This window comes from Actinoplanes octamycinicus (genome assembly GCF_014205225.1).
Classification (GTDB): domain Bacteria; phylum Actinomycetota; class Actinomycetes; order Mycobacteriales; family Micromonosporaceae; genus Actinoplanes; species Actinoplanes octamycinicus.
Genome location: NZ_JACHNB010000001.1, coordinates 1,840,233 through 1,861,396 on the forward strand (window position 1 = coordinate 1,840,233; position 21,164 = coordinate 1,861,396).

Sequence of the window (21,164 nt, forward strand, 5' to 3'; positions counted from 1 at the left end):
TGCGATGCTGCTCTCCGACCGTGACCTGGTGGCCGAGATCAAATCCGGCAGCCTCTCGCTCGAGCCCTTCGAGCCGTCGCTCATGCAGCCGTCCAGCATCGATGTGCGGTTGGACCGCTTCTTCCGGGTTTTCAACAACCACCTCTACACCCACATCGACCCGGCCGAGCAGCAGGACGAGCTGACCGCCGAGGTCGAGGTCGAGGACGGTCAGCCGTTCGTGCTGCACCCGGGCGAGTTCGTGCTGGCCTCCACGCTCGAGGTGATCACCCTCGGTCAGGAGCTGGCCGCGCGCCTGGAGGGCAAGAGCAGCCTGGGCCGCCTCGGCCTGCTCACCCACTCCACGGCTGGCTTCATCGACCCGGGCTTCTCCGGTCACGTAACGCTGGAGCTGTCCAACGTGGCGAACCTGCCGATCAAGCTCTGGCCGGGGATGAAAATCGGTCAGCTCTGCATCTTCCGGCTCTCCAGCCCGGCCGAGCACCCGTATGGCTCCGCCGTCTACGGCTCCCGCTACCAGGGCCAGCGCGGCCCGACCCCGAGCCGCTCGTCGATGAACTTCCGCACCTGGCCCACCCGCTGACCCCGCGCCGTGCGGGTTGTCGCCGGCCCGCACGGCCAGCCCGTCCTCCGGACGGATGAACTTCGCCTCCCGCTCACGGTCCGCTCCGGCACGAGCCGCCCACGACGATTTCGGTACGCCGTGAGCACGCTCGCCCGCAAGCGTGAACGCACACCGCCCGGAGGTGAGCGGTGTACGCGGAGTCCCCGGAAGTGAGCGGTGCGGCGGAGGCCGGCGGATCAGCGGTGCACGCGGAGGCCCTGGGCGAACGCGGTCCCGAGGACCTGCTCCACCTGGGCCGGGCTCAACCCGGTCGTCGGCACCCGCACCCACCGGCCGCCGCGCAGCCCGAACATCAACTGCCCGGACAGCGCCTCCACGCTGCGGAACGCCCGCCACGCGTAGGCGTGCCGCCCGGCCTCGCTGGACCGCGCCACCCCGCCGTCGCTGATCTCATAGGTGGTCAGCCGGCCGTGCCGCAGTGACCGTCGCGCCGTCCGGTTCAGCAGGACCACCGGCACCAGCACGGCGAGCACCACCCCGCCCGCCAGCAGTCCCGGCTGCAGCAGCCCGGTCGCCACCTGAACCAGCACGGTCACCGCCAGCAGGGCCCACCCCGCACATCGGGCGACCAGCACCGGAGTCCGCAACCGCCGCCGCGTGGCCGCCGCGACCAGCCCCGGATCCGGCGCCGCGATGATCTGGATCTGCACCCCGGAAACCTATCCCGATCATCCCAAAACTGAACCATCCGGACGGCCACCGGTCCGCTCCGCTCGGAGCTTGCCGCGCCTCTTTCGTATCGCGGAACTCCGCGGGGCCGTATCGGGCGGCTGGCGCAGGCTCCGGACGGGTCTGCGGGTGAGCTTGGTCGCGGGACGGGAGGTGGCCGGACGGGCGATCTACGATGACGCGGTGTATCTGATGATTTCGACGTACCAGAAGCCGCTTGCTGAGGTTGACCAGGCTCGGGAGGCGCATCTCGCGTTCGTCGCCGGGCTGGAGGAGCGGGGGCTGTCGGTCACCGCGGGGCGGCAGGATCCGCCGGTGGGCGGCATCATCCTGCTGGATGTGGACACCGAGGCCGAGGCGCACGAGGTGATCGCTCAGGATCCCTATGTGCAGCAGGGCCTGGCCACCTACGCCGCGGTCGGCTGGCAGATCAGCCGCGGTGCCCTCGCCGGCTACCAGCGCAAGTACTGACCGCCCGGCGCGGCCGCCGAGCACCTCGCCGACGGCCGCGTCCGCGCTGAGCACCCCGCCGACGGCCGCGCCCGCTCTGAGCGCGCCCCGACCCGGGCATGCCGCCGGCGAGCGACTCGGCTTGGTGACGACTCGGCTGCTGAGCGCGCCGGGGAGCAGGGCTGACGCCGGCATCCTGCTTCCCAAGTGGATGGTCGAGGTGGGCGGGTGCTCCGGTCGTACCCAAGCCGGGGTCCGGTGGGGCGCGGCGGGCTGGAAGCGCGCCGCGGTCCGGGGTCGGGCGGTGTCGCGTCAGGGGTCGAGGTCGGCGCCGGACAGCAGGCTGCGGATGGTGAGCTCGGCGGTGACCGGCGGCGGGCACTCGTCGACGATCGCGGCGGTGCCCAGATAGCGGTCGCCGAGCAGGGTGCGCAGGCCACGCGCCTGGGCGCCGGTCGCGGCCCAGTCGTCGACCACCAGGACGCGGTCGTCGTCGGCCAGCAGCCGGCGGCGGACGCCGAGCTGCTGGACGTCGCCGCGGTGGTCGGCCGGGACCTCGGCCCAGATCATCGGTTCGGCGATGGCCCGGCGGGCGCCGGCCCGGTACGCCTCGACGAACCCGACTCCGAGGGCGCGCGCCACGAGCGGGCCGAGCAGGAATCCGGTCACCTCGGGCGAGACCACCACGGTCGGCCGGTCGGACCGGAAGAGATCGGCGAGCGCCGGTCCGAGCCCGTCCAGGATCACCGGGTCACGCCACCAGCCGGACCGGTCGCTGACCAGATAATCGCTGGGTGGGCCCGGGTCGGTCCAGCGGAAGGCGCGGCGCAGCCGGTCACGGAGATCGTCGGTCACCGGGCCATCGTGTCACCGTCGCGCCGCCCCTCGTGGACCGACCGAATGACCCCGCACCTGACAGGTGGTCAGAACCTGATCGGACAACGGGTCAAGTTGATGCCCGATGTGACCTCGATCGGGCATGCTGTTCGGCGGAACCATGCCTACCAACGCGCCGGGCCGCCGCCCGATGAGTTCAGCGAACCGCACCGGACTCGGTGCGGCCTTCGTGCTGCTCGTGATCGTGTCCGCCGTGGAGTCCGCGGACCGGACCCAGGTCGGTTACGCCGGCCTGCTCGCCCTCGCGCCGGTGCTGGCCGCCCTCTTCGCCGCCTGGCAGTACGTGCTCGGTGTCGGCGTGATCGCCACCCTGGTCAGCGCGATCTTCGTCGGCCAGTCCGGCACGTCCGGCTCGGCCGGGATGGTCTACCTGTTCGGCATCATGCTGGCCACCGGGATCGCGGTGGCCGGCGCGATGAAGCGGCAGCAGCAGGCCGACCGGATCACCGAGCTGCGGCAGCTCGCCTCGGTGGCCCAGCAGGCGGTGCTGCGCCCGATCGGCCCGCAGGTCGGCGCGCTGGCGGTGGCCGGGCGGTACATCTCGGCGACCGCGGCCGCGGACATCGGCGGCGACCTCTACGAGGCGCTGAACACGCCCTACGGGGTCCGGATCATCATCGGTGACGTGCGCGGCAAGGGGCTGGACGCGGTCCGCCTGGCCAGCATCGTCCTGGGTTCCTACCGGCACGTCGCCTACGAGCGGGCCGACCTGAAATCGATCGTGGCGGACCTGGACCGGGCGGTGGCCCGCAGCGTGGGCGACGAGGACTTCGTCACCGCCGCCCTGGTCGAGGAGCGGGGCGGCACGCTCACCATCGTCAACTGTGGACATCCGGCGCCGCTGCTGCTGCGCCGCGGGCTGGTCATCCCGCTGGAGCCGCCGGCCCCGGCGCCGCCGCTCGGGTTCATGCCCGAGGTGAAGGCGCGGGTGGAGCGGCTGGAGCCGGGCGACCGGCTGTTGCTCTTCACCGACGGCCTGGGTGAGGCCCGCCGGGAGGGTGAGTTCTTCCCCACCGCCGACCGCGCCTGGCGCCTGCTGGGCCACGGCACGGTCGGCGACGGGCTGGCGTCCCTGGAGACCGCGCTGGTCGACTGGGTGCACGGCCGCCTGGAGGACGACATTGCTCTGGTCCTGCTGGAGTACGCCGGTCCGGACGCCGGTGCGTCCGTGCCCGTACCCAGCTGGGAAGTCGGCGCCGCCGGGAGTTAGGCGGCGTTGTCCTCGGGCTCGCCCGGGGCCGGCGAGGTCGGCGCGGGCAGCGGTGGGACGGGCTCGGGCAGACGGTGCCGGCCGATGTAGTTGCGCGGCTGGCCCGCCTGACGCGGCTCGGGAATCAGGCTCTTGATCGTGGCGAACATGGCAACGCCCCCCTCGATGCGTGCGGCGAAATGTTCTCCGCTGTCTATTCGGAGCAACGAGCCTCATCGGTGGGCGATACGTGGTTCCCGTGTCGAAGTAGGCAAATGGCCGAACGGCTGTACTGGTGACCACCTGATCGGAGACGTTTGGCCCTCGATCCGACGGACAGGGTCCCCTGGCAGGTGAGTTCGACACAAAACGCTGCCCGGGTTGTCGGTGCCTACCGATCAGTAATACAGTGCTAGTTACTGACGGGTAACTCGCGTTCGGAGAGCGGGCCAGACACCATGACTCACTACCAGAGCAACCTTCGGGACCTCCAGTTCAACCTGTTCGAGGTCTTCGGAGCGGACAAGGCGTTCGGTCAGGCGCCGTTCGACGAGATCGACGCGGACACCGCACGTGACGTGCTCGCCGAGGTCAACCGGCTGGCCCGCGAGGACCTCGCGGCCAGCTACACCGACGCTGACCGGAACCCTCCGGTCTTCGATCCGGCGACGCACACCGCGCCGCTGCCGGAGTCGTTCAAGAAGTCGTACGAGACCTTCATGGCCTCCGAGTTCTGGCGGCTGGACCTGCCCGGCTCGCTGGGCGGCACGTTCGCCCCGCGCACCCTGTGGTGGGCGATCGCCGAGCAGATCCTCGGCTCGAACGCCCCGATCTGGATGTACGCGTCCGGCCCCTCGTTCGCCCACGTGGCGCACACCGAGGGCACCGCGGAGCAGAAGGAGTGGGCCAAGCTCTTCGTCGAGAAGCAGTGGGGCTCGACCATGGTGCTGACCGAGCCGGACGCCGGCTCGGACGTCGGCGCCGGCCGCACCCGGGCGATCCCGCAGCCGGACGGCTCGTGGCACATCGAGGGCGTGAAGCGGTTCATCACCTCGGGTGAGCACGACCTGACCGACAACATCATCCACTATGTCCTGGCGCGTCCGGTGGGCGTCGAGGGCGTGGGCGGCCCGGGCACCAAGGGTCTGTCGCTGTTCATCGTGCCGAAGTACCACTTCGACCCGCAGACCGGCGAGCTGGGCGAGCGCAACGGCGTCTACGCCACCAACGTCGAGCACAAGATGGGCCTGAAGGTCTCCAACACCTGTGAGATGACCTTCGGCGAGCACGGCACCCCGGCCAAGGGCTGGCTGCTCGGCGACAAGCACGACGGCATCCGCCAGATGTTCATGATCATCGAGTACGCCCGGATGATGGTCGGCACCAAGGCGATCGCCACCCTCTCCACCGGCTACCTGAACGCGCTGGAGTACGCGAAGAACCGCGTCCAGGGCGCCGACCTGGTCTCCAACGGTGACAAGGCGGCCCCGCGGGTCACCATCACCCACCACCCGGACGTACGCCGCTCGCTGATGCTGCAGAAGTCGTACTCCGAGGCCCTGCGCGCCCTGGTGATCTACACGGCGTCGTGGCAGGACAAGGTCGCGATCGCCGAGGCGGCCGGCGACGAGAAGGCCGCGAAGATCGCTGCGAAGGTCAACGACTTCCTGCTGCCGCTGGTCAAGGGCGTCGGCTCGGAGCGGGCGTACGAGCTGCTCGGCCACGAGTCGCTGCAGACCTTCGGTGGCTCCGGCTTCCTCCAGGACTACCCGCTGGAGCAGTACGTCCGGGACGCGAAGATCGACACCCTGTACGAGGGCACCACCGCGATCCAGAGCCTCGACCTGATCTTCCGCAAGATCGTCAAGGACAGCGGCCGGGCGCTCGGCACGGTCGCCTCGGAGATCCAGGGCTTCGTGGAGAGCGAGGCCGGCAACGGCCAGCTCAAGGACGAGCGGCTGGCGCTGGGCAAGGCGCTCGGCGAGATGCAGCAGATCCTCGGCGTGGCGATGGGCTGGCTGGCCGCGGTGCAGGGCGGCGAGGCCCGCGAGCTCTACAAGATCGGTCTGACCTCGCGCCGGATCCTGCTCGCCCTGGGCGACGTGATCCTCGCCTGGCTGCTGCTGCGCCAGGCCGAGGTGGCGCTGCGGGCGCTGAACGGCGAGCTGTCCGAGGCCGACAAGAACTTCTACACCGGCAAGGTGGCGGCGGCCCGCTTCTTCACCCGGGAGATCCTGCCGCGGATCGGCTCCGACCGCCGGATCATCGAGAACACCAACCTGGACCTGATGGACCTGTCCGAGGACGTGTTCTGACCTAGAGCTTTTCCCACTCTCCTGAAAAAGACGTAGGCCGGCGGACAAGGGCGTCCGCCGGCCTTCGTCGTGCCCAGATCTTTACCGTACGGGGTTACGCCACCGTCACGACGCAAACGTATGATCTTGGCAAATACTCGTGTCGATCGATTGCGGGGGCATCGGTGCGGATCATCTCGTCATGTCTCGTCGCCGGCCTGCTGGTCGGCATGGCAGCCGCTCCGGCCGCCGGCGCCGAGGAGGCCGTACGGCTCAACATCGGCCTGGTGGATACCGCGGACGCCGCGGCGGTCCTGGCCGCGCTGGGCGACAAGGCGCTCAGCCACAAGTCGATCACCGCGCTGCGGGCGATCTCCGTCCAGGTGCCGGCCAGCGCCGCCACGGGCATGATCGAGAGCCTGACCGCCGATCCGGCACACGTCCGGTACGCCGAGGTCGACGGCGTCGTCCGGGCCAACGAGGAGACCATCAGCGCGCCGATCGTCACGTCCTACCTCCCCGAGGCGTGGACCTGGACGTCCGGCAGTCCCGACGTGACCGTGGCCGTCGTGGACACCGGTGTGACGGTCAACCGCGACCTGCCAGTGTCCCGGCTGACCGCCGGGTACGACTTCGTCGACGGCGACACCGACGCCTCGGACGACGACGGCCACGGCACGATGGCCGCCACTGTCATCGGCGGCACCCGGGGCAACGACTTCGGTGCGCCCGGCGTCTGCGGCGAGTGCCTGATCATGCCGGTGCGGGTGCTGCACGACAACGGCGCCGACCCGGCCGTCGGGACGACCGCCGACACGGCGGCCGGCATCGCCTGGGCGGCCGACCACGGCGCCCGGGTGGTCAACGCCTCGCTCAGCACGATGACCGAGAGCCAGTTGCTGCGGGACGCGGTCGAGCACGCCTCGGCGAAGGGCGCCATGGTGGTGGCCTCGGCCGGCAACAACTCCACCACCGCCCGGAACTATCCGGCGGCCTACGAGCCGGCGCTCGCGGTCAGCACGGTCAGCGCGGCCTACCCGCGGAACAGCCCGACGGACCACTGGGTCGACGTCTCGGTCAACGGGATGGCCCGCGCGGTGAACGCGGCCGGCGAGCCGACCTACCTGGCCGGCAGCTCGGCGGCGACCGCCGTGGCCGCAGGCATCGTCGCCCTCGGCTTCTCGGTGAAGCCGGACGCGTCGCTGACCGAGGTGCGCAAGGCGGTGGAGGCCAATGCCCTGCCGCTGACCGCCGACTACCCGGCCGGTCACGCGCCCCGGATCACCGCGCCCGGTGTGCTCACCGACCTCGGTGCGACCGACACGGTGGCGCCGGTGCTGACCTCGACCGGCCTGACCGAGGGCCAGCTGGTGCCGGCTCGTGGGGTGCTGGTCACCCCGGCCGCGACCGACGACCACGCCGTCGACCGCGTCGACTATCTGATCGACGGTCAGGTGGCGGCGAGCGTGCACACCATCGGCTCCGGGACCGTCTTGACGCCGCCGGCCGGCTTCAACGGCGCCCTGCCGATCACCGTCCGGGTGTCCGACCACGGCGGCAACACCGCCGAACACGTCGTCACCGTCCAGGTGGACACGGCCGCCCCGGTCGCCACGCTGCTCACGCCGACGCAGGACGGCGATCTCGTGGCCTCTCCGGCCGATGTGGTCGTCACCACGACGGACACCGACATCGCCACGATGTTCGGCCAGGACGGCGCGACGCTGCAGCAGCTCCAGGGCACCACCCGGTGGGTGGGCAAGATCAAGCCGAACGCGGGCTACCTCGCCGTCGTGGTCCGGGACAAGGCCGGCAACGACACCACGCTCCAGCGGTCCGTGCGGGTCGACGCGCAGGGTCCGGTCATCTACGGGTTCCGCCCGGAGGCGGGCGCCGTCCTGGGCGGCGACTTCACCACCACCGCCGAGGGCACCAGCGACGCCAGCGGCGTCGCGACCGTCGAGCTGCTGGTCAACGGCGTGCCGGCCGGCAGCTCCAGCACCGCGCCCTACGAGATCCCGGTGACCGGCGTGCCCTCCGGGCCGGTCCAGCTGACCTGGCGGCTCACCGACAAGGTCGGCAACCAGTCGACTACCAGCAGGACGGTGACGGTCGACCGGGACGGCCCGACGGCCACGTCCTTCGCGCCGGCGGCTGATGCCCGGGTCCGCGGCACGTTTACCGCCACCCTGAACGGGGTCCGGGACGCCTCCGGTTACGCCGCGGTCGAGCTGTTCGTGAACGGCCGGTCCTACGGCTCCGACGTGGCCGCGCCGTACTCGTTCCGCGTGCCGACCACCGCGGCCTACAGCTACGCCTATCTGACCTGGAAGCTGACCGACTCGTTCGGCCACACCCGCGTCTACAGCCAGCGGCTGATCGTCGACAACCGCCCTCCGTCGGTGTCGATCACCAAGGCGCCGAAGAACAAGGCCAAGGTCAAGGGCACGGTCAAGGTCTCCGTGAGTGCCTCGGACGCGTCCGGGATCGCCCGGGTGGAGCTGCTCGTCAACGGCAAGGTGGTCGCCACGGACACCAAGGCCGGCTACGTGCTCAGCGTCAACGCCAAGAAGCAGAAGAAGACCATCAAGGTGCAGGTCCGGGCCTACGACAAGCTCGGCAACGTCAAGTACACGACGACCCGCACCTGGTACCGCAAGTAGCCGGAGGGCTCAGCCTCGGGCGGTGTGCCGGCGGGACAGGCGCATTCCCTTCGGCTGGGCCTCGGACCACGGGGCCTCGCTGGTGTGCACGGCGAGGCCCGCGGTCTTCAGCTCGACCGCGAGGCCGTCCCACTGGTCGTCCGGGATCAGCAGGGCGGACACTTCGGACACTGTCGGGTTGTGCCCGACCAGCAGGATCGTGCGGGTCGTCTCCGGCACCGCGTGCAGCAGGTCGAAGACCTCGGTCCGGCCGCCGTAATAGAGCTGGTCGGCGTAGTGCACCTCGGGCGCGCCGTGCGCCCGGTCGCCCTGGGCCAGCGCCACCGACGCGGCCTGCCAGGTCTGCCGGGTGCGCTTGGCCGGGGAGCAGATCACCAGGTCCGGGTGCAGTCGCTCGTCGACCAGCCAGGCGCCGGCCGCGTCCGCGTCGGAGGTTCCCCGCTCGGTGAGGCTCCGGTCGAAATCGGGTACTTCGCCGGGAGTCTCCGCTTTGGCGTGGCGTAGCAGGATCAGCGTCCGCAAGGTCATTAGGACAGCTTGCCTGATTGGGAACTCACACGTACGGGTATGCCTCGATCGACGTATTCACCGTGGTCGTAGAAACGGCACCAACCGAGGAGGGCCCGATGGGCATCGGCGCAAGCATCTTCCTGCTCGCTCTGGGGGCGATCCTGGCGTTCGCCGTCAACGCGGACATCAGCGGCCTGGACATCAGCGTGATCGGCTGGATCCTGATGGCGGCCGGGCTGGTCGGGCTGGTCACCACGTTGTGGTTCTGGAACAGCCGGCGGCGCACGGTGGTCACCCGGACGACCGGCGGCGCGCCGGTGGCCGGTGCGACCTACGCCAGCGAGTACCGCGAGATGCGCCAGGACGACGTCCCGCCGCCTCCGCCGCCGGCGTACCGCTGACCTCCGGCGGGCGAGGCCGACGAGGATCGGCGCTTACCCCGTACGCAAAAGGCGCAAAAAACGGCCCGGCGGCGAACCGCCGGGCCGTTTGCCGCAGCGGCCCTAGGCGTAGAGAGCGAAGTAGATCGCGATGTGGTGGCAGATCGCGGCCACCAGCGTGCAGGCGTGGAAGAACTCGTGGTGTCCGAAAACGGTCGGCCACGGGTTGGGCCGGCGCAGCGCGTAGAACACCGCGCCGACCGTGTAGATCAAGCCGCCGACCAGCATCAGCACCAGGCAGGTCACGCCGCCGACGTGCAGCACGTCAGGGATGATCGCGACCGCGACCCAGCCGAGCGCGACGTAGAGCGGGGCGCCCGCCCAGCGGGGCAGATGCGGCCAGATCACCTTGAGCGCCACCCCGCCGATCGCCCCGCCCCAGACCAGCCCGAGCATCCACTCGGCGGTGCGGGTGTCCAGGAGGGACACGCAGAACGGGGTGTAGGTGCCGGCGATGAAGATGAAGATCATCGAGTGATCCATCCGGCGCATGATCTGGTAGCCGCGCTCGCTCCAGACCCGGCGATGGTAGAGCGCGCTGGTGCCGAACAGGCCGCAGACCGTGATGCTGTAGATCAGGCAGCTGATGAACGGCGCGATGCCCGGGCGGCTGAGCGCGATCGAGCACAGGACGATGCCGCAGACCGCGGCGACGAAGAACGCGTACTGATGCAACCGGCCGCGTAGTCGCGGCTTGCCGAGGTCGGTCGGCTTCATCCGGAACGGGGCTGAGGTCGTCACGCGCTCCAGGTTACGACACCGTAGGTTACCAGCGGGTAGTGATGCCGGATACGGTTGGCCAAGGACGAGGGTTTCCACCGGTCAGCGAGGTGCCGACTACGGTGAGGTGCCATGAGCTCGATCGACCTCAACGCGGACCTCGGCGAGGGCTTCGGCGCCTGGCGCCTGGGCGACGACGACGCCCTGCTCGACATCGTCACCTCGGCGAACGTGGCCTGCGGCTTCCACGCCGGCGACCCGTCCACCATGCATCGGGTCTGCCGGGCGGCGATCGGGCGGGGCGTCGCGATCGGCGCCCAGGTCGGCTACCGCGATCTCGCCGGGTTCGGCCGCCGGCGGATCGACTACGAGTTCGGCGAGCTGCGCGACGACGTGCTCTACCAGATCGGCGCCCTGGAGGCGTTCTGCAGGGCGGCCGGCGACCGGGTGCGCTACGTCAAACCGCACGGCGCGCTCTACAACACCGCGGCGGTCGACGAACGCCAGGCGGACGCGGTGGTCGCCGCGGTGACCGCCTACGACCGGGCGCTGCCGGTGCTCTGCCAGCCCGGATCGGTGCTGTTCCAGCGGGCCGCCGCGGCCGGGCTGACCGCGGTCGCGGAGGGGTTCGCGGACCGCGGGTACCGGCCGGACGGGCGGCTGGTGCCGCGCTCGCAGCCGGACGCGCTGGTGCACGATCCGGCCGCGGTGGTCGCCCGGGCCACCCGGATGGCCGCCGACGGCGAGGTGGTCGCCGCCGACGGCTCGGTCATCGCCTGCCGGGTCCGGTCGATCTGCGTGCACGGGGACACCCCCGGCGCGGTCGAGCTGGCCCGGGCGGTCCGGGCCGGGCTGGCCGAGCGGGTCACGGTCGGCGCCTTCGCCCTCGGGTGACCGCTCAGTCGGCGGGTCGGCGCTTTCGCTTCGGGTGATCGCTCAGCCGGCGGGTCGGCGCCTTCGCCTTCGGGCGGCCGCTCAGTCGGCGGGTCGGCGCTTTCGCCCTCGGGCGGCCGCTCAGCCCGCGTCCAGGCCGCGCAGCACCAGCGCCAGCCGGTCGGGCGCGTCGCTGTCGACGACCACCGGCACGCCCCAGTCCTGCCGGGTCAGGTGACAGGCGCCGAACTCGGCGTCGACGTCACAGGTGGCGGCTTGCGCGACGACCTGCAGGACCCCTTTCGGTACGGCGGGGTTGAGCACCAGCGTGCGGGACAGCTCGGTGGTGGTGCCCTCGCCGTCGAGCAGCAGCTCGGCCGGCGAGGCCGAGACGGTCAGCCGCACCGGCGAGCCGAACTGGCTGTCCAGCTTCTGCCCGGGCGCCGGCGTGAAGATCACGTCGAGGGTGACCTGGCCGGGGGCCAGGTGCGACGGCGGGCGCTCAGTCTTGTGCCGCTCACCGGCGACCGTCGTGACCGCGCCGGGGGCGAGCCGGGTCAGCCGGTGCGCGGCCGACTCGACGACCAGCACCTCGCCCGCCGCGGTGACCAGGATGTCGCTCGGCTCGGCCAGCCCGGAGTCCACCGTGGAGACCTGCCCGGAGGCCGGGTCGAAGCGCCGGACCGCGCCGTTGTAGGTGTCCGCGACCAGCACCGAGCCGTCCGGCAGCACACCGACGCCGAGCGGGTGCTGGAACAGCGCCTGGTCGGCCGGGCCGTCCACGTGACCGAAATCGAACAGCCCCTGGCCGACCGCGGTGTGCAGCACGCCGGCCTCGATGTAGCGCAGCGCCGAGGTCTCGCTGTCGGCGATCCACAGGCGGTCGCCCTGGACGGCCAGACCGCTCGGCTGGGCCATCCAGACATCCGGGATCGGGCCGTCCCGCAGCGCCTCGACCGTGGTGCCGGCGTAGACGCCGACGGTCCGCTGGATCGGGTCGAACCACCACAGCTGGTGGATGCCGGCCATCGCGATGATCACCTTGTCGTCGAACCAGGCCAGGTCCCAGGGCGAGGACAGGTCGGCGGCGAGAGCGTCGTGCGGGTGGTCGTCAACGGTGGATCGCCACGGGCGGCCGGAGCCGGCCACCAGCGTGATCTCGCCGGTGCTCAGGTTCAGGCCGCGCAGCTGGTGGTTGACCGTGTCGGCGATGACCACGTCGTAACCGGCGATGGCGGCCGTCTCCGGCGGCAGGAGAGCCAGGCCCTGGGGCTCGTTGAACGGATCTTTCCGGGCGTCGCCGAAACGGCGGATCAGGGTCTCGCCGTCCGGGGCCAGCTCGACGATCGAGTGCCGGGCCGAGTCGGAGACCAGCAGGTTGCCGTCGGGCAGCTCGATCGCCTTGCCCGGGAAGTGCAGCAGGCCGGCCGGGGCGGGCGGCGGCACGTACGGCCCGTCGCCGCGGTGCAGGGTGCCGTCCGCCTCGTGCTTGGCGACCAGCTCGTCGATCAGCCGGGACAACCCCTCGGCGTGGCCCTCGCCGGCCATCGAGGCGACCAGGTAGCCGGTCGGGTCGACGACGGCCAGGGTGGGCCAGGCCTTCGCGGCGTACTGCTGCCAGATGTGCATGTCGCCGTCGTCGACGACCGGGTGGTGCACGCCGTAGCGCTCCACCGCCGCGGCCAGCGCCTGCGGATCGCGTTCGTGCTCGAATTTCGGGGAGTGCACGCCGATCACCACCAGGGCGTCGCCGTACTTCTCCTCCAGCGGGCGCAGCTCGTCCAGGACGTGCAGGCAGTTGATGCAGCAGAACGTCCAGAAGTCCAGCAGGAGGATCTTGCCCCGAAGGTCGGCCAGGGTGAGGGCCTTCCCACCGGTGTTGAGCCAGCCGCGGCCCTTGAGTTCGGGCGCACGTACGCGAGAAGTCATCCGACCATGGTGCCTCAGCGCGCGGACCAGCTTGCGGGCTGGTCCGCGCGTCAGGTCAGTTGGCCGTCGGCTTGGCCAGGCAGTAGACCTTCTTGCCGGCCACGATCACCGGCTGCGCCTTGTCGGCGCACTGGTCCTTCGCGTCGGCGATCTGGGTGACCTGGTAGGCGCCCTGCTCGGTGCAGGCCACCTTGACCACCTTCTCGCCGTTCTTCACGCACTCGCCCTGGCCGAGCTTGAAGTCGCTGTCGTCGCCACCGGAGGAGATCAGCCAGGTCAGGCCGAACACCACGGCCAGCAGCAGCGCGGCGCCGAGCACCACGAACAGCGCCACCGGGCCGGTCTTCACCTTCGGTTTCGCCGGCGCGGGCGGCTCCTCCGCCTTGAACTGGTCGAACTTGCCCTGGTCGGCCGGACCGGGCCAGCTGGTGGTGTCCTCCGGGCTGGGCGGGGTCACCGTTGCCTGGGGCCCCGGGCCGTTGCCGAACGGGTCGGAACCCTGCATCGGCGAACCCGGGCCGTTGCCGAACGGGTCGGAACCCGGCATCGGCGGCAGGGCCGGGGCCGGGACGAACGGCGACTTGCCCCGGCCGGAGACGTCCGTGGTGTGCTCGTTGAAGTGGTCCGCGCCGGGCGGCGCGGCCGGAGCCCCGCCCGCGAAGTCACCCCAGGCCGGGGCGCCCTGCGGCGCACCGAACGGGTTCGGCGTGGCCGGGCCGCCCGGGAACGACGAGGACGGCGGCGGGAAGGTCGGCTCCTCCGCGCCGAAGCCCGGGCCCGGCGGGAACGACGGGGCGGGCGGCGGGAAGGACGGGCCGTTGCCGGGGATCGCCGGCGAACCGGGCGGTGCGAACGGGTTGGCGCCGTCCGGCGGAGCCACCCGGGCGCTGCCGGAGGTGGGGCTGGCCGGGCCCGCCGGGTGTGCCGGGGCGCCCGGCTCCGGCGGGGAGACCCGCGCGCTGGCCGAGGCCCGTGCGGTGGCCCGGGCCGGGGACTGCGGAGCCGGCCCGGGAGCCTCACCCGCCGGGAAGGCGGCGGGCTCGTCGCGCTGCGGGGCGAAGGGGGAGTGCTCGTCGCGCTGCGGGGCGAAGGGGGAGTGCTCGTCGCGCTGCGGGGCGAAGGGCGAGTGCTCGTCGCGCTGCGGCGTAAAGGGCGAGTGCTCATCGCGCTGCGGGGCGAAGGACGCGTGCTCGTCGCGCTGCGGCGGCGGGAACGCGGCGAACCCGCCCGAGTGCTCCTCCGGCTGCGACGGCGGCGGGAACGCGGCGAAACCGCCGGAATTCTCCTCCGCCCGCTGCGGCGGCGCGAACGAGCCGAAACCGTCGGAACGGGAGGTGGGCGGCGGGAAGCCGCGGTCGTCAGTGCCCTCCGGGCCGAACGTCTCCGGGGCACGGGCGCCGGGGAACGGCGGGTTCTCCCCGGACGGCGGGAACGCGGGCGACGCCGGGGCGGCCGGCGGCTCCGGGGTCTCGTCCGCGCTGGGGGCGGGACGTCCGTAGACCCGGGCCTGCGGCGCGGCGCTGGGCGGCGGGACCTCGGCCGGGTCGGCGGGCGGGGTCACCCGGCCGGGCACCGAGACGCTCGCGGTGACCGGGCGGGCCGAACCGCTCGCCGGGCGGGCCGCGGCGGCGTCCCGGGGCTGCGGGACCGCGCCGGAGACCGGCACGGACGCCGAGCCGGCCGGCGACACGGACGCGGAGGCGGACGGCGCCGAGACCGGGCCGACCGGCGGCACCGACGCGGATCCGGCCGGCGGGAACGACTGCGACGGCGGCGGAAAGTCGGATCCGGCGGGCGGGAACGACTGCGACGGCGGCGGGAAGTCGGACCCGGCGGCCGAGAACGACTGCGACGGCGGCGGGAAGGCGACGGGCGCCGGGGCCGACGCGGCGCCGGCCGGCGGCGGGACCGAACCCGAGGTGGGCGCGGCCGGCGGCAGCGCGCCGCCGGTGCCGAGCGCGGCGCCGGGCACCCGCTGCGGGAAGCCGGACGGGTCGGCCTGCTGCTCCGGCGCGGCGGAACCGAACGACGGCGCCGCCTCACTCCCGTACGAGGGTGCTTCGCTGCCGTACGAAGGAGCGGCGGTCCCGAACGAGGAGGATGGCGCGGTGCCGAACGACGGGGTGCCGGCGGTGCCGAACGACGGCTCGGCCTCGGCCGGCGCCGGGTAGCCCGCCGAGCTGCGGATCGGCAGGTCGAGGGCGGGCGTCGACCCGCTCGGCTCCTCGGTCGTGCTCGGCCCGGCCGGCGCCCGCAGCGGGAATCCGCCGCTGTCGCCCTGCCGGGTCGGGAAGGTGGTGGACGGCGGCCCGCTGGGCGCCTCGCCGGCCGGGCGGGCGGCGTTGCCGAGCCAGCTGTTCTCCGCCGGGCCGGTAAGGCCGGTGGGACCAGGGCGCCCGGAGGCGTCCGGAAGATCGGTGAGGGTGGCGCCGGGCACCCGCGCCTTCTGCTCGCCGAAGGCGGAGAAGGTCGACTGGTCGGCAGCGGCGGCCGAGGCACCCGGAGTCCGGGTGGGCAGCCCGCTGCTGGTGGTCGGCGGCGGGAAGGCGGGCGCGTCCCCGGCCGGCGGCGGAGAGGACGCGGCCTGTCCCGCGGGCGGCGGGAAGGATGCGGCCTGTCCCGCGGGCGGCGGGAAGGATGCGGCCTGTCCCGCGGGCGGCGGGAAGGAAGCGGCCTGTCCGGACGGCGGCGGGAAAGATGCGGCCTGTCCCGCGGGCGGGGGGAAGGATGCAGCCTGTGCGGACGGCGGCGGGAACGACGGGGCCTGACCGGACGGCGGCGGGAAGGCCGCGGGACCGGAAGGCTGCGGCACCGCCGCGGAAGCCCGCCCGGGCGGGGTGAACCCGGCCGGCCCGAACGGCGACTCGCCCGGCGGTGGACCCGGCTCGGCGGGAGCCGGCGGCGCCCAGGCGCTTTCGGCGGGCTGCTGCGGGTAGCCGGAACCCGGCCCGTACGGCGAAGCGGTCCCGGGGGAGACCGACCCGTACGGCGAGGCCTCCTCGGGCTGCGGCACGCGAGCCGACCCGTACGGAGTCCCGGTCGGGTTGGAGCCCGACCCGAAAGTGGAGACGGCCGGCACCACGAACGGCGACCCGCCACCCGGCGTGGCCTGCGGCGGTGGCCCGTACGACGTGGGAACGCCCTCGGCCGGAGGCACCGAAGCCGATGCCCGGCCCGACACTCGCTGACCGTCCGGATCGGGTCCGCCCGACGCGGCCTCGGCCGGCTGCCCGGCGTAGTGCCCCTCGGACGTCATACGCGCCTCCTCATCGATGCGGCCGTGCCAGCTTTGCACGGACGCGACCCCGTCGGCGACCTTCCGCCGAGAGCCGTGCCAGCTTTCAGGCCTGGCCGTGCTGGGGCGCACCGGCGAGGTCGCCGTCGAGAGCCCCGGTCACCGCCCCGACCGGCCGTGCCGGGTTGGGGACCAGTGCCCCACCGTACCGGGCGTTGGCGGCGGAGAAAATCCCGGTGTACGCCACTGAGGGAAAGCCACGTGGGGTGCCGGCACGGTCGCCGATACGAAACAGCCCGCCCGGGTGATGCGGGCGGGCCGATTGGTGGGCGCTCTGCCTACAGCGGCTGGCGGCGCTGGGCGAACAGGTTGATCTCGTCGCGCATGGCCTGGGTGGGCGCGGCCTGCCAGGCGCGGTCGATGGCGCGGTTCTGGCGGGTGGTCTGGCGACGCTGGCGGAGGCGATCGATCATGCTCACGACACTTGCTCTTTTCCCCGGGGTGGTGGCCGGTATCACGATGTGCCACTGCCGGGACCGCTTGTGGCGGACACCGTCGGCGCACATCTTCGGTGTGCCTCCAGTGTCCGCCTCAGCGGTGGATCATGCCAACTATTTGGAGGGTGATCCGGGTCATCTGCCTAACAATCAAAGGTCATTCGGCCGATAGGCCGAAAGTCCTCAGGTCCAGGCCAGGATGGCCGCCTCCGGGTCGGTGAGGAACGCGCCGATGTCCCGGAGGAACTTCGAGCCCAGCTCGCCATCGATGATCCGGTGGTCGAAGGAGAGCCCGAGGGTGGTGACCTGGCGCACCTTGATCTTGCCCTTGTGCACCCAGGGTGTCGGCCGGATGGCGCCGAAGGCCAGGATCGCCGACTCGCCGGGCGGCAGGATCGGGGTGCCGGTGTCGACGCCGAAGACCCCCACGTTGGTGATCGACAGCGTGCCGTGCGCCATGTCGGCCGGCGGGGTCTTCCCCGATTTCGCCGTGCGGACCAGCGCGTTCAGCGCCTCGGCCAGCTCCACCAGGCTGAGCCGCCCGGCGTCCTTGACGTTCGGCACGATCAGCCCGCGCTCGGTCGCCGCGGCGATCCCGAGGTTCACGTACTCCTTGACCACGATCTCGCCGGTCGCCGCCGACCAGGACGAGTTGACCATCGGGTGCCGCTTGACCGCGAGCAGCACCGCCTTGGCCACCAGCAGCAGCGGGGAGATCCGCAGGTCGGCGAATTCCGGCCGGGTCTTGAGCTTGTCCAGCGCCTTCATCGACCGGGTGACGTCCACGGTGAGGAACTCGGTGACGTGCGGCGCGGTGAACGCCGAGGCCACCATGTTCTCCGCGGTCAGTTTCCGCACGCCCTTGACCGGGATGCGTTGCTCCCGGGACGCGTCGAAGACCGCGGTGGGCACGGCCGCGGCGACCGGCGCCGGTTTCCGGGCGCCTTCGGCGGCTTGGTGTACGTCGTCCCGCGTCACCGACCCCAGCGGCCCGGTCCCGGCGATCGTGGCGAGGTCGACGCCGAGGTCCCGGGCGAGTTTCCGGACCGGCGGCTTGGCCAGCACCGGACCGCTCCGGACCGGGGCCGCCGGGGGGACGGCCGGGGCCGGAGCCGGCGTGACAGCCGGAGCAGGGGTGGCAGCCGGAGCAGTGACAGCCCGAGCGGCGGCGGCCGGCGTGCTCACCCGGGGACGCCGCTTCGCGCTCGCCTCCCGGACGCCGTAACCGACCAGCACCGGGGTGCGCCCGACACCGGGGGCGGCCGGCGCCGGGCTGCCCACCATGCCCGGCTCGATGGCGCCCTCGCTGGGCGCGATCGAGACCGCGGCCAGCGACTCGGCGGACGGCTCCGGCAGCTCACCGGCGCCCGGCTCGGTGTCGATCGAGATGATCGGCTGGCCGACCTCCACGGTGACCCCGGCCTCGTGGAAGATCTTGGTGACCACGCCGGCCCACTTCGCCGGGATCTCGACGGCCGCCTTGGCCGTCTCTACCTCGACGATCGGCTGGTTCAGCTCGATCGTGTCGCCGACCTTGACCAGCCAGGCGAGGATCTCGCCCTCGGTCAGGCCCTCGCCCAGGTCGGGCAGGTTGAACTCCTTGATCCGCGACATCGGCGTCACCAGCCGAAGGAACGGTCGACGGCGTCCAGCAGCCGGTCCAGATCGGGGAGGTAGTCCTCCTCGACCCGGGCCGCCGGGTACGGGATGTCGTACCCGGTCACCCGCAGCACCGGGGCCTCCAGGGAGTAGAAGCACTCCTCGGTGATCCGGGCGGCCAGCTCGGCGCCCAGGCCGAGGTTGCCCGGGGCCTCGTGCACCACGACGGCGCGGCCGGTCCGCTTGACCGACTCGAAGATCGCCGGGTGGTCCATCGGGGAGAGCGTGCGCAGGTCGATGACCTCCAGGTTGCGCCCGTCCTCGGCGGCTGCCGCGGCGGCGTCGAGGGCGACCCGCACCATCGGGCCGTACGCCAGCAGGGTCGCATCGGTCCCGGACCGGACCACCCGCGCCGCGTGCAGCGGGTAGGCGCCGCTCAGCGGCGCGTCCAGGTCGACCTCACCCTTCTCCCAGTAGCGGCGCTTCGGCTCGAAGAACACCACCGGGTCGTCGGAGGCGATCGCCTGCTGGATCATCGTGTACGCGTCGGCCGGGTTGGAGCAGGTCACCACCTTGAGGCCGGGGGTGTGCGCGAAGTACGCCTCGGGCGACTCGGAGTGGTGCTCGACCGCGCCGATGCCACCGCCGAACGGGATCCGGATCACCATCGGCACCCGGACCTTGCCCTTGGAGCGGTAGAACATCTTCGCCACCTGGGCGACGATCTGGTTGTAGGCCGGGAAGACGAAGCCGTCGAACTGGATCTCGCAGACCGGCCGGTAACCGCGGATGGCCAGGCCGACCGCGGTGCCCACGATGCCGGCCTCGGCCAGCGGGGTGTCGATGACCCGGTCCTCGCCGAAGTCCTTCTGCAGGCCGTCGGTGATCCGGAAGACGCCGCCCAGCTTGCCGACGTCCTCGCCCATGATGACGACCTTCGGGTCGTTCTCCAGGGCGCGGCGCAGGCCGTGGTTGAGGGCCTTGCCCAGGGTGATCTTCTCGGCCATCAGTGCCCACTCCCCTCGAACGACGCGTGGTACTCGGTGAACGCGGCGCGTTGCTCGTCGAGTTCCGGCGATCCGCTGGGATAGACGTGGTCGAACATGGTGACCGGCTGCGGATCGGGCATCGCCAGCACCCGCTCACGCAGGTCCAGGGCGAGCTGCTTGGCGGCCTCGTCGACCTCGCCGAAGAAGTCGTCGTCGGCCAGCTTCTGCTTGGCCAGGAAGGCCTTGACCCGGGCGATCGGGTCCTTCGCCTTCCACGACTCGACCTCGGAGGCGATCCGGTAGCGGGTCGGGTCGTCCGAGCTGGTGTGCGCGCCCATCCGGTAGGTGTACGCCTCGATCAGGGTCGGGCCCTGGCCGTTGCGCGCGTTGTCCAGCGCGGCGCGGGTGACCGCGTAGCTGGCCAGCACGTCGTTGCCGTCGATCCGGATGCCCGGGAAGCCGTAACCGGCCGCGCGGTTGTACAGCGGGATGCGGGTCTGCCGCTCCAGCGGCTCGGAGATCGCGTACTGGTTGTTCTGACAGAAGAAGACGATCGGGGCGTTGAACACCCCGGACCAGACGAACGACTCGTTGACCTCGCCCTGGCTGGTCGCGCCGTCGCCGAAGTAGGCGATCACCGCCTCGCCGTCCGGGCTGCCGGTCTTGCCGTCCATGGTGACGCCCATCGCGTAGCCGGTCGCGTGCAGCGTCTGCGAGCCGATCACGATGGTGTAGCTGTTGAACTTGTGCTCGTTCGCGTCCCACCCGCCCTGGTCGACGCCGCGGAACAGGCCGAACGGCATGATCGGGTCGATCCCGCGGCAGTACAGCACGCCGTGCTCGCGGTAGGTGGGGAAAGCCATGTCCTGCGGGCGCAGCGCCCGGCCGGAACCGACCTGCGCCGCCTCCTGGCCCAGCAGGCTGGCCCAGAGCCCGAGCTCACCCTGCCGCTGCAGGGCGGTCGCCTCGGCGTCCAGCCGGCGCACCGTCACCAGGTCACGGTAGAGCCCGCGGTACTCCTCGTCGGTGAAGTCGACCGAGTACGTGGTTCCGTCCGCCGTGGTGACGCTGCCCAGGTGCTCGCCGTCGGGCGTGAGCAGTTGGACGAAGCCGCCTGCCGGCGCGTCGGCGCCGCCTCCCGAGGGGGGCACCGCCCCGGCTTTGCGTTCGCCTTTCGCCATCCGTGTCTCCCTGTATCTCCTCTGCGCCCGCGGCGGGTGTCGCCCGGCCACGCGGCGGAACCACTGATCGCCACGCATGTGCCGGGTGAGGCTGCCGCGCGACGTTCCGGCCGGGACTGCGCCCCTACCGAGACGGCCCGCCGTTGCCCCGCTGGTCGGCGGAAGGCGACGGCGGCGGTGCCGTCGCCCCCATCCTGACAGAGGGAGTGAGGGACGTTACAGAGTGCGTGGATCACGAATAGAGATTTTCTGTCGACACATCGTTAAGGATATTTGCCCGATTTGCTCGTTTTTGTGCAATCACTACCGTACGAATGGCCCGGCTTCGCCGCTGCCGAACGGCCGATGCGTCGTTCACACCTTTGACCGAGACGGATCCAGGTTGATCTTTTGGTTCGGAGGAC

18 protein-coding genes are annotated in these 21,164 nt (G+C 72.0%); 7 read left to right on the forward strand and 11 right to left on the reverse strand.

Features of this window, described 5'->3' with window-relative positions; all coding sequences use genetic code 11:
• The first annotated feature begins 4 nt into the window (after positions 1–4).
• Positions 5–583 (forward strand): dCTP deaminase, encoded by a 579-nt coding sequence (dcd, locus tag BJY16_RS08270; RefSeq protein WP_185038497.1) that lies wholly within the window; start codon positions 5–7, stop codon positions 581–583.
• A 218-nt stretch (positions 584–801) separates the two neighbouring features.
• Here the strand turns inward: dcd and BJY16_RS08275 are convergent, their stop codons facing one another.
• Complete coding sequence (locus BJY16_RS08275; RefSeq protein ID WP_185038498.1) at positions 802–1,275, reverse strand: YcxB family protein; 474 nt, start codon at positions 1,273–1,275, stop codon at positions 802–804.
• Between the two features lie 148 nt (positions 1,276–1,423).
• On the opposite strand from BJY16_RS08275, the gene BJY16_RS08280 reads away from it, so the two are divergent.
• A complete protein-coding gene (locus BJY16_RS08280; protein WP_239177472.1) occupies positions 1,424–1,765 on the forward strand; it encodes a YciI family protein in 342 nt (113 codons plus the stop codon).
• Positions 1,766–2,056: 291 nt separating this feature from the next.
• Here BJY16_RS08280 and BJY16_RS08285 read toward each other — a convergent pair whose 3' ends face one another.
• Entirely contained in the window at positions 2,057–2,599 is a 543-nt protein-coding gene (locus tag BJY16_RS08285; RefSeq protein ID WP_185038499.1) for a phosphoribosyltransferase, read from the reverse strand.
• 124 nt (positions 2,600–2,723) lie between these two features.
• Here BJY16_RS08285 and BJY16_RS08290 point away from each other — a divergent pair, with 124 nt between their 5' ends.
• Positions 2,724–3,851, forward strand: a complete 1,128-nt coding sequence (locus BJY16_RS08290) for a PP2C family protein-serine/threonine phosphatase (RefSeq protein ID WP_185038500.1) — start codon at positions 2,724–2,726, stop codon at positions 3,849–3,851.
• Here BJY16_RS08290 and BJY16_RS08295 read toward each other — a convergent pair.
• Entirely contained in the window at positions 3,848–4,000 is a 153-nt protein-coding gene (locus BJY16_RS08295) for a hypothetical protein (protein ID WP_185038501.1), read from the reverse strand. The two genes, BJY16_RS08290 and BJY16_RS08295, sit on opposite strands and share 4 nt — an antisense overlap.
• Positions 4,001–4,288: 288 nt before the next feature.
• Here BJY16_RS08295 and BJY16_RS08300 point away from each other — a divergent pair, with 288 nt between their 5' ends.
• Complete coding sequence (locus BJY16_RS08300) at positions 4,289–6,145, forward strand: acyl-CoA dehydrogenase (RefSeq protein WP_185038502.1); 1,857 nt, start codon at positions 4,289–4,291, stop codon at positions 6,143–6,145.
• Between the two features lie 164 nt (positions 6,146–6,309).
• Positions 6,310–8,787, forward strand: a complete 2,478-nt coding sequence (locus BJY16_RS08305; RefSeq protein WP_185038503.1) for a S8 family serine peptidase — start codon at positions 6,310–6,312, stop codon at positions 8,785–8,787.
• Positions 8,788–8,796: 9 nt separating this feature from the next.
• Here BJY16_RS08305 and BJY16_RS08310 read toward each other — a convergent pair whose 3' ends face one another.
• Positions 8,797–9,315: a SixA phosphatase family protein gene (locus tag BJY16_RS08310; RefSeq protein WP_185038504.1), complete on the reverse strand. Its 519-nt coding sequence runs from the start codon at positions 9,313–9,315 to the stop codon at positions 8,797–8,799.
• 98 nt (positions 9,316–9,413) lie between these two features.
• On the opposite strand from BJY16_RS08310, the gene BJY16_RS08315 reads away from it, so the two are divergent.
• The gene (locus tag BJY16_RS08315; RefSeq protein ID WP_185038505.1) at positions 9,414–9,698 is read left to right on the forward strand and encodes a DUF6458 family protein; all 285 of its coding nucleotides are present in this window, start codon (positions 9,414–9,416) and stop codon (positions 9,696–9,698) included.
• 102 nt (positions 9,699–9,800) lie between these two features.
• On the opposite strand, the gene trhA is transcribed toward BJY16_RS08315, so the two are convergent.
• Positions 9,801–10,478, reverse strand: a complete 678-nt coding sequence (gene trhA / locus BJY16_RS08320) for a PAQR family membrane homeostasis protein TrhA (RefSeq protein ID WP_185038506.1) — start codon at positions 10,476–10,478, stop codon at positions 9,801–9,803.
• A gap of 120 nt (positions 10,479–10,598) precedes the next feature.
• On the opposite strand from trhA, the gene BJY16_RS08325 reads away from it, so the two are divergent.
• Positions 10,599–11,351, forward strand: a complete 753-nt coding sequence (locus BJY16_RS08325) for a LamB/YcsF family protein (RefSeq protein ID WP_185046334.1) — start codon at positions 10,599–10,601, stop codon at positions 11,349–11,351.
• Positions 11,352–11,471: 120 nt separating this feature from the next.
• On the opposite strand, the gene BJY16_RS08330 is transcribed toward BJY16_RS08325, so the two are convergent.
• From BJY16_RS08330 to pdhA, 6 genes are all read right to left on the reverse strand, one after another.
• Positions 11,472–13,259, reverse strand: coding sequence for an NHL domain-containing thioredoxin family protein (locus tag BJY16_RS08330; RefSeq protein WP_185038507.1), 1,788 nt, complete (start codon positions 13,257–13,259; stop codon positions 11,472–11,474).
• Between the two features lie 55 nt (positions 13,260–13,314).
• Positions 13,315–16,515, reverse strand: a complete 3,201-nt coding sequence (locus tag BJY16_RS08335; protein ID WP_185038508.1) for a hypothetical protein — start codon at positions 16,513–16,515, stop codon at positions 13,315–13,317.
• Between the two features lie 317 nt (positions 16,516–16,832).
• Positions 16,833–16,967 (reverse strand): hypothetical protein, encoded by a 135-nt coding sequence (locus BJY16_RS46970; RefSeq protein ID WP_260418270.1) that lies wholly within the window; start codon positions 16,965–16,967, stop codon positions 16,833–16,835.
• A 207-nt stretch (positions 16,968–17,174) separates the two neighbouring features.
• Positions 17,175–18,605 (reverse strand): dihydrolipoamide acetyltransferase family protein, encoded by a 1,431-nt coding sequence (locus BJY16_RS08340; protein ID WP_185038509.1) that lies wholly within the window; start codon positions 18,603–18,605, stop codon positions 17,175–17,177.
• 5 nt (positions 18,606–18,610) lie between these two features.
• A complete protein-coding gene (locus BJY16_RS08345) occupies positions 18,611–19,597 on the reverse strand; it encodes an alpha-ketoacid dehydrogenase subunit beta (RefSeq protein WP_373873452.1) in 987 nt (328 codons plus the stop codon).
• A complete protein-coding gene (gene pdhA, locus BJY16_RS08350; protein ID WP_185038510.1) occupies positions 19,597–20,760 on the reverse strand; it encodes a pyruvate dehydrogenase (acetyl-transferring) E1 component subunit alpha in 1,164 nt (387 codons plus the stop codon). Before pdhA ends, BJY16_RS08345 begins: the two co-directional genes overlap by 1 nt.
• Positions 20,761–21,164: the final 404 nt, after the last annotated feature.

Excerpts from the sequence above, each read along its gene's own strand:
- dcd (WP_185038497.1), top strand. The coding sequence starts at position 5 with ATGCTGCTCTCCGACCGTGACCTGGTGGCCGAGATCAAATCCGGCAGC.
- BJY16_RS08290 (WP_185038500.1), top strand. The coding sequence starts at position 2,724 with ATGCTGTTCGGCGGAACCATGCCTACCAACGCGCCGGGCCGCCGCCCG.
- BJY16_RS08295 (WP_185038501.1), bottom strand. The coding sequence starts at position 4,000 with ATGTTCGCCACGATCAAGAGCCTGATTCCCGAGCCGCGTCAGGCGGGC.
- BJY16_RS08300 (WP_185038502.1), top strand. The coding sequence starts at position 4,289 with ATGACTCACTACCAGAGCAACCTTCGGGACCTCCAGTTCAACCTGTTC.
- BJY16_RS08310 (WP_185038504.1), bottom strand. The coding sequence starts at position 9,315 with ATGACCTTGCGGACGCTGATCCTGCTACGCCACGCCAAAGCGGAGACT.
- BJY16_RS08315 (WP_185038505.1), top strand. The coding sequence starts at position 9,414 with ATGGGCATCGGCGCAAGCATCTTCCTGCTCGCTCTGGGGGCGATCCTG.
- BJY16_RS08330 (WP_185038507.1), bottom strand. The coding sequence starts at position 13,259 with ATGACTTCTCGCGTACGTGCGCCCGAACTCAAGGGCCGCGGCTGGCTC.
- BJY16_RS08335 (WP_185038508.1), bottom strand. The coding sequence starts at position 16,515 with ATGACGTCCGAGGGGCACTACGCCGGGCAGCCGGCCGAGGCCGCGTCG.
- BJY16_RS46970 (WP_260418270.1), bottom strand. The coding sequence starts at position 16,967 with ATGATCGATCGCCTCCGCCAGCGTCGCCAGACCACCCGCCAGAACCGC.
- BJY16_RS08340 (WP_185038509.1), bottom strand. The coding sequence starts at position 18,605 with ATGTCGCGGATCAAGGAGTTCAACCTGCCCGACCTGGGCGAGGGCCTG.
- BJY16_RS08345 (WP_373873452.1), bottom strand. The coding sequence starts at position 19,597 with ATGGCCGAGAAGATCACCCTGGGCAAGGCCCTCAACCACGGCCTGCGC.
- pdhA (WP_185038510.1), bottom strand. The coding sequence starts at position 20,760 with ATGGCGAAAGGCGAACGCAAAGCCGGGGCGGTGCCCCCCTCGGGAGGC.